Genomic DNA, 5,842 nt, shown 5'->3' with positions numbered 1-5,842 from the left:
ATACATAACCATGCCTGGCTGATCGGTTTTGATAGTCAATTTACGTCCGGAATCGGCATGTCGAACAATGACGTTTTTCTCTTGCTTCTCATCAAAGAGAAAATAATGGTCATATCCACTTCCGGCAATTTCATTTTGTTCGGAACGAGCATTGAATCCATGATGAAGCGGGCGGCTCTCGCGGAAGTCAAATGCTGTTCCATCAACTTCAATCCAACGCCCAGTAGGAATCAATTCCTCATCTAGTTCGACAAATTTCCCGCTATTTACAGTCACTTCATGATGATGGACAGTATCTTTCATATCCCCGCTTAAATTAAAATAGGAGTGATTTGTCAGTGTAACCGGAGTCGTTCCATCGCTCTCTGCCATGTAATCAATACGTAGCTGGTTGTCGTTATTTAACGTATACGTTACATGGACATCAAAATTGCCTGGATAACCGCCTTCTTGATCCGCCCTTTTATAGAACAGGTTCAAACCAACATGACGGTCTGTCTTAAATGGTTCCACTTTCCAAATTACTTGGTGGAAACCGGTTTTCCCGCCGTGTAGGTGATTTTTCCCTTCATTTGCTTCTAGGGTATGTGTTTCTCCATTTAGTTCAAACGAAGCATCCTGTATTCTTCCTGCTACTGGACCAATTAACGCACCGAAATAATTTGGATTTTCTTTGTACTTTTCATATTCTTTATACCCGAGAACCACATTTTCCATCTTTTGATTACGGTCTGGAACGGTTATGTTGGTAATAACCCCTCCATAATTAAGGACACTCACCGTCATGCCATGGTCATTTTCTAGTGTAAATTCTTTCCATCTATCGAAAATATTTTTCGTGATAATATCCATTATCTTCACCTACTTATTTAATGTCTTAATAAATCGATAGAATGCTGCTTTTTCTTTGAATACTCCAGCGTCCTCGAGAATACGAACAAATTTTTTCCCTAATTCCCTTTTAATTACATCATCAACTTGTTCGGGATCTGTAAGCTTCCCTTTCTCGTGCTTGATTTGGTTTGCCCATTCTTGATGATAAGCAGCAACATCATTGGATTCACCAAGTAAAAATTGCTTGATTTCACCTAATTCATCTTTCAGTCTCGGCGGCAGTACGGCAAGTCCCAATACTTCTATCAGTCCGATATTCTCCTTTTTAATGTGATGTACATCAGCATGTGGATGAAAGATTCCCGACGGATGCATTTCGGATGTTCGGTTGTTACGTAATACAAGATCAAACTCATACATGCCATCACGTATCCGTGCAATCGGCGTAATTGTGTTATGCGGTGTATGATTTGTAAATGCTCTAATGTCAGCATCATCGTCGGTATAAGCTTTCCATGTTTTTAAAATATGATCAGCTGCTTGGAGAAGTTGCTCTTTTTGTCCGCTTCGAAGCCTTATGACAGATAACGGCCACTTTAAAACGAATGCTTTTATTTCCGGGAATTTCTCCAGCGTAAAGGAAAATTCATTGGTTGCTCGTTCCATCGCAAATTCATAATTGCCTGCCTGATAATGATCATGACTTAAAATCGATCCGCCAACAATTGGTAGATCGGCATTAGAGCCTATAAAATAGTGTGGAAATTTATCCGTGAATGCAAGCAGTCGTTCAAAAGTGTTTTTGTCAATTTTCATGTCCCGGTGCTCTTCAGCGAGTACAATGCTATGCTCCCTGTAATAGACATATGGAGAATATTGCAGATGCCAGTTTTCTCCTTCTAAAGGAACACGGATGACGCGATGGTTGGCACGTGCCGGATAGCCAGTCCGACCTGTATACCCTTCATTTTCAATGCATAGAAGACATTTTGGATAATCGATTTGTTTTTTTTCTTCTCGTTCTCTTCTGATTTGCTCTGGATCTTTTTCGGGCTTCGACAGATTAATGGTGATGTCCATTTCACCATAAGAAGTCTCTGCTTTGAAATGAATGTTTTTTGCTATTCGATCCATCTGAATATAGTTGCTGTTTTTGCTTAAGTTATAAAAATAATCCGTTGCCAGTTGAGGTGACTGTTCATATTTTTTATAAAATGTTTCGTTTATGACAGATGGTCTTGCAATGAAACAGTTCATGAGCGCGGCAGAGAACATTTCCTTCTCATCAAATACATCATCAATGATATTATTTTCCACTGCATAGGTCATTATTTTTTCTATAAGGTTTGGGATAGAGTGATCCGCTTTCGCTGTAATATTTTCCGGATAAGACTCCAACTGTAGCAGGTTCATTACTTGATTTCGCACATATATTTGATCTTCTTGACATATAAGTTCCTTTTCGATGGCTTTTTGAATAAGTTCGTTGATATGCTGATAGATCATTTTTCACACGTCCTTTGTATAGCCGTTTGGATGTGTTGTATGCCACTTCCAAGCGTCTTCGATGATTTTTGTAATTGAAGTTCGTGCCGGCTTCCAGCCCAATGTTTCTTTCGCTTTTTCAGAACTGGCAATCAGGACACTTGGGTCTCCTGCACGCCGTTCTCCATGCTTTGCTAATATTTTCTTGCCAGTTACTTTTCGTGCCGTCTCTACCATTTCTTTCACTGAAAAACCATTGTTGCTTCCAAGGTTGAATATATTGCTGTTTCCACCATTTTTTAAATACTTTAAGGCTAGAAGATGAGCATCAATAAGGTCTTCTACATGGATGTAATCCCTAATACACGTGCCGTCAGGAGTGTCGTAGTCATCTCCGAAAATGGTAATGTTCGAGCGTTGACCAAGAGCAGTCTGTAAAATGATCGGAATAAGATGGGTCTCTGGACGATGATCTTCACCGATTTCCGCAGATTCCCTAGCTCCAGCGACATTGAAATAACGAAGAGATACAAACTTTATTCCATGAGCTTGCTCCGTCCACTTCATCATTTTTTCCATTGTCAGTTTTGTTTCCCCATAGGTATTTGTTGGATTTGTTTGCGATATTTCTGTGATTGGTACGGACTCAGGTTCACCGTATGTTGCTGCAGTGGAAGAAAATATGATGTAGTTCACATTATATTCGACCATTATCTCCAGTAACACCTGTGTTCCGTACATGTTATTATCAAAATATTGAAGTGGTTTTTCTACGGATTCACCAACAAGGGAATAGGCTGCAAAATGAATAACTGCATCAATATTTTCTTTTTCAAATACATGTCTGAGAAAATCACGATCCCTAATATCGCCTTTATAAAATGTTGCATTTGGATGGACTGCCTCTTTATGACCAGTTACCAGATTATCAATAACTACGACATTATCTCCCTGATCAATTAACTGATAAACGGCATGTGAGCCGATGTATCCGGCTCCGCCTACTACTAATACGCTCATTTTAATGCTCCTTCCGTTATCTCTTTTGCGCCATCACCGATGGTTGCAGTGTAAAAGGTAGCGTCATAACCGATAGACTGATGATAAATGGCGTTTACATTATTCTTAAAGTCTACTATTCTCTCTTTCTCTACAATGGCTATGGCACATCCGCCAAAGCCAGCACCTGTCATACGGGCGCCAAGTACGCCTTCTTGTTCCCATGCAGCTTGAACGATCGTATCCAGTTCTGATCCTGTCACTTCATAATCCTGTTGGAGGGACTTATGTGATTCATTCATGAGTTTTCCAAAAGCTTCTAGGTCATTTTCTTTTAATTTTTCAAATGCCTCCAATGTTCGGGCATTCTCATAAACGACATGTTTGGCCCGTTTTTGGTTTGTTTTGTCTTGAATTAGATGCTTGTATTGTTCAAATTCTTTCTTTGTCAAATCTCCCAAACTATTTATTGATAGTTTCGACTTCAGATCGCTTAAGGATTGGTCACATTGTTTGCGACGTTCATTATACTTTGACCCAGCTAATGATCGTTGTTTATTGGTGTAGATAATTAAGATGAAATGATCCTTTAACTCTAGTGGTGCATATTCGTATTCCAAAGTGTTGCAATTCAGTAAAATTGCATAATCTTTCCTCCCCATGCCAATCGCAAACTGATCCATTAACCCACTCTGTACGCCAATGTAATCATTCTCCACTTTTTGCCCGATCTGTATCATCTTAAAGCGATCTATCTCCAGGTCATATAAACCTTCTATCAAAACGCCAGTAGCCATTTCAATTGATGCAGAAGAGGAAAGCCCTGCGTTGTTAGGGATGTTGCCGTAAAATAATATATCTGCCCCATTGGAAAATTCAAATCCTGCTTCTTTTAAATAGCGAAGCATTCCCTTTGGGTAATTTGCCCAGTTATGCGTTTCATCATAATCCAGGCTCGATAAGTCGCATTCAATTATTCCGATTTGTGGGAAATTCATAGAATATAAGCGAAATTTTTGATCTGAGCGCTTTTGGCCAAGCGCATATGTCCCAAATGAAATAGATGCTGGAAACACATGTCCTCCATTGTAATCTGTGTGCTCGCCAATTAGGTTAATACGTCCAGGGGCGAAGAATGTAGCTGGTGTTTTCGTTGTGTTGAATATTTCTATAAATTTTTGATTTAGATCAATAGAAGTCATGATGACCTCCTCCTTTGCTTTTTTAACTGACTATATGGTTTACTAACAAAATAGCGATTACATTAGTTAATTAAATTAATTAATTAACAATATGTTACTATTAATATAGTGATTGTGCAACAGTTACCTAAATGAATAATAGGAGATCCAATGATCTTGAAACCGATTAATTCAGACGGATGATGCAAACATCTTGGAGAACACGATGCCATTTTTCTTCAGAGTTTTCTTGTAAGAGAGAGTTTAAAAGAAACCCTTCTCTAATAAACTATGAGCTTTCAGGTATTTCCTGGTTTCTTTAGTTTATTAATACTACCTTTAGTAGAATCTAGCGATTTCAAATATTAGTAATTCTTTACATGTTCTTAATAAATTAAATTGACATGGTCAGAGGTTACTATTATAATCAAGTTAATTAAATTAATTAATTAACTTAGTTGATTGTTTATTGACTAAATAATGGAGGCGATTACATATTTATATGGTTATATTCAATAAGGTAATAGAATTTAAATTGAGGGGAAGGACTTAAGAAAATGATTCCAAAGTATGATTTACATTCAACTTCGCAAAATAGCACTGCCAAGGAGAAAATTAAATTTTCGGAAAGGTTCGGGTATGGGTTAGGGGATGTAGCTGTTAACCTTTCATGGGCTTCCGTTGGTATGTTTATTGTTTATTTTTACACGGATGTAATTGGTTTAAGTGCCTCTATTATAGGTACAATTATTTTATTTTCACGATTTCTTGATGGGGTATCAGACGTCTTGATGGGGATGGCTGTTGACAAAACCAATTCAAAGCACGGAAAGGCTCGTCCATGGTTATTATGGATGTCTGTTCCTTTTGCTGTTTTTACGGTAATGTTATTCATGGTTCCAGATGTAAGTAATTTCTGGCAAATTATTTATGTCATTGTTAGTTACAATGTATTTGTATTGTTTTTTACAATGGTGGTTATTCCTTATGGAACATTAAATTCATTAATAACTCAAAATCAGCATGAAAGAGAAGTACTAAATCTGTTTAGAATGTTTTTGGCTCAAATAGGTGTTTTGATTGTAGCTAATCTTACGATACCTCTTGTGGGAACATTTGGAGGTGGACAAACTGGATGGGTTATCACTTATGCCATCATGGGTGTATTGGCTGTTGTAATTTTTACGGTTACTTTTAAAACATCAAAAGAACGGGTTAAGTCAGTAAAGAAACCAAGTAATAAGGTTCCTCTTAAAGAAAGTTTGAAAACCCTTCCAAAAAACAAATATTGGATTATTGTATTCTTTTATTTCATTGTATATAGTATTGGCTATGCCTTAAAC

At 37.6% G+C, this 5,842-nt stretch carries 5 protein-coding genes; 1 reads left to right on the top strand and 4 read right to left on the bottom strand.

Going from position 1 to position 5,842, the window contains the following annotated elements; genetic code table 11:
• From A4245_RS19275 to A4245_RS19260, 4 genes are all read right to left on the bottom strand, one after another.
• Positions 1-852 (bottom strand): aldose epimerase family protein (locus tag A4245_RS19275; protein ID WP_067730948.1); only part of this gene is annotated, 852 nt, incomplete at its 3' end.
• 9 nt (positions 853-861) lie between these two features.
• Positions 862-2,340, bottom strand: coding sequence for a UDP-glucose--hexose-1-phosphate uridylyltransferase (gene galT, locus A4245_RS19270; RefSeq protein ID WP_067730946.1), 1,479 nt, complete (start codon positions 2,338-2,340; stop codon positions 862-864).
• A gap of 3 nt (positions 2,341-2,343) precedes the next feature.
• Positions 2,344-3,339 (bottom strand): UDP-glucose 4-epimerase GalE, encoded by a 996-nt coding sequence (galE, locus tag A4245_RS19265; protein ID WP_067730944.1) that lies wholly within the window; start codon positions 3,337-3,339, stop codon positions 2,344-2,346.
• Positions 3,336-4,520: a galactokinase gene (locus A4245_RS19260; RefSeq protein WP_157087777.1), complete on the bottom strand. Its 1,185-nt coding sequence runs from the start codon at positions 4,518-4,520 to the stop codon at positions 3,336-3,338. Before A4245_RS19260 ends, galE begins: the two co-directional genes overlap by 4 nt.
• Positions 4,521-5,056: 536 nt before the next feature.
• Here A4245_RS19260 and A4245_RS19255 point away from each other — a divergent pair.
• A partial coding sequence (locus A4245_RS19255) for an MFS transporter (RefSeq protein ID WP_199860723.1) occupies positions 5,057-5,842 on the top strand: 786 nt, incomplete at its 3' end.

The organism is Oceanobacillus damuensis (assembly GCF_001618145.1).
GTDB lineage: Bacteria > Bacillota > Bacilli > Bacillales > Amphibacillaceae > Oceanobacillus > Oceanobacillus damuensis.
The sequence above is the reverse complement of the archived record's forward strand: the minus strand, read 5'-3'. Positions and strand labels throughout refer to the sequence as shown.